This is a genomic window from bacterium (genome assembly GCA_040757115.1).
GTDB lineage: Bacteria > UBA9089 > CG2-30-40-21 > CG2-30-40-21 > SBAY01 > JBFLXS01.
Genome location: JBFLYA010000405.1, coordinates 1 through 1,948 on the forward strand (window position 1 = coordinate 1; position 1,948 = coordinate 1,948).

At 41.8% G+C, this 1,948-nt stretch carries 4 protein-coding genes; all 4 read right to left on the reverse strand.

All coding sequences use genetic code 11. The annotated features are described in order from the left end of the window. Nucleotides 1–460 precede the first annotated feature (460 nt). Entirely contained in the window at nt 461–652 is a 192-nt protein-coding gene (locus AB1422_19165) for an addiction module toxin, HicA family (GenBank protein MEW6621421.1), read from the reverse strand. Next, nucleotides 649–864 (reverse strand): type II toxin-antitoxin system HicB family antitoxin, encoded by a 216-nt coding sequence (locus tag AB1422_19170; GenBank protein MEW6621422.1) that lies wholly within the window; start codon nt 862–864, stop codon nt 649–651. Before AB1422_19170 ends, AB1422_19165 begins: the two co-directional genes overlap by 4 nt. Nucleotides 865–1,046: 182 nt before the next feature. Next, nucleotides 1,047–1,382: a type II toxin-antitoxin system PemK/MazF family toxin gene (locus AB1422_19175; GenBank protein ID MEW6621423.1), complete on the reverse strand. Its 336-nt coding sequence runs from the start codon at nt 1,380–1,382 to the stop codon at nt 1,047–1,049. After that, a complete protein-coding gene (locus tag AB1422_19180) occupies nt 1,383–1,631 on the reverse strand; it encodes an AbrB/MazE/SpoVT family DNA-binding domain-containing protein (protein MEW6621424.1) in 249 nt (82 codons plus the stop codon). It abuts the gene before it with no gap. Nucleotides 1,632–1,948: the final 317 nt, after the last annotated feature.

The following is a 1,948-nucleotide window of genomic DNA, read 5'->3' on the forward strand; positions in this document are numbered from 1 at the left end:
CACCAGTATCAACAAATATACTGCATGTCAAATTCTTCCCCTCATCTTGTGGATTCGATATTTCAACTTGTGCTACAATTCGTCCCATAATTTCTCCCTCCTATATCAAGTTTTATTTGTTGAGTGGGCTAACGATAAAGTTCAGGTGCGGCGAGGAGAATTACCACAAAAGTTTGATAGCAAGATAAAACTTTGAGAGACCACAAAACTCTGACCACGGCACAGTCCCCCGCCGTCAACTGCAACGCAGGGTTAGACAAAAGCTTTGATTCGCTGTCTTTTCCTTTTCCTCTGCCTCACCGAATTATTGTGCATTCCACATTCACGGTTTGACCCTAACCGGGAGTAGTCCGCCAAGGACACGATTCGGTTCATGCAGTTGTTAGAGATTCTTACTCGACCCTAATTCTTACTCGACCCTAATTCTTCCGACCTACTGAGAACTGTTCGGTAACAATTACTACCCGCTGATTTCCGGGATGGACAAATTACCACAAATTTTCTTGGCGAGTTTATTGGAAATCTCCATATGGCGTGGCACGGCTTCAACCGCTCCTGTCCTTGGATTACACCATAAGGAGTGTGCTCGACCTTCCCGTTTACGGTAGCATCCATATTTACGTAGCTGCCGCAACAAAGATTCACGCTTCATTGCACGACAACCAGTTCTCTCACGGCATCATCAGGGATACCGCGCAATATGTCTCCTCGCCGATCCTCAAGAATGAGAGTAATGGCTTCGACAAGACTTTCTCGACATTCTTCAAGGGTATAACCTTGCCCATTAGCCCCGGGAATCTCTGGGCAATAGCCTATGTACCACTCCCCATCTCTTTCGATAATCGCTGTAAATTCGTTGTGCATACAACACCTTCCTATTAACAAAATTTACGACTGCACTCGCTGACTAACGACAAAGCTCACCTGTAGCGGGGCGGATTACCACCAAACTTTGTAAACAAGATAAAAGATTGAGATACCACAAAACTCTAATTACGGCACGGCCCCCGCTGTCAGGTGCAGTGAATGGTTAGGCACATAAATGATTAATAAATGCATGCATCCAAAATTCTAAGTACTTCGTTTAATAATTCATCGGGTGACCGCTCAATAAATTTTACTTCCCGCGAATTATAATCAACAGATTTAACTTGATCAACCATTACGAAACCTGTAAGAGATACAGAACCAGAAATTTTTATATGAAAGGGGTAACTACGATCTTTGTTCGTGATAGGACACACTATCGCAAGCCCCGTTTTTTGATTAAAAAGGGTATTACTGATAACTAATGCAGGTCGTCGTCCCTTTTGTTCATGGCCAGATTGTGGATCGAATGTCAAAGCAATAAAATCTCCTTTGCGAGGGATATACTTTTCCATTTACCATTCTTCCTTTCCAACTGGAGATCCCCAATTTTCTTCTTCCGTTTTATAATTATTCGGAATTTTGGAAACAAGTTCTTTAAGATTGTATTTTCCACGAATTCTCGTAACAGGTTTGATAACAATCTCACCACGATAAATCTTAATATCAACTTCGTCACCGATTGCTATATGTGCCCGATACAGAACTTCCTTAGGGAAACGGAGACCTTGACTATTGCCCCACTTTTGAATTTTTGTTAACATACCAACCTCCCTTTTTGTATATACAAGTATATACTGTATTGTTGTAAATGTCAAGACATTTGTTTTTTCTGCATATTTGTCTAACGCTGAGTTCAACGGCGGCGGGGAGAATCGCCACCAAACTTTGTAAGCACGATTACCTATTGAAATACTATAAAACTTTCAATTACGGCACAGCCCCGCCGTCAAGTGCAACGCAGGGTTAGACAAAAGCTTTGATTCGCTGTCTTTTCCTTTTTCTCTGCCTCACCGAATTATTGTGCATTCCACATTCACGGTTTGACCCTAAAATATCTCCTTTTTATTTTCTCACACAA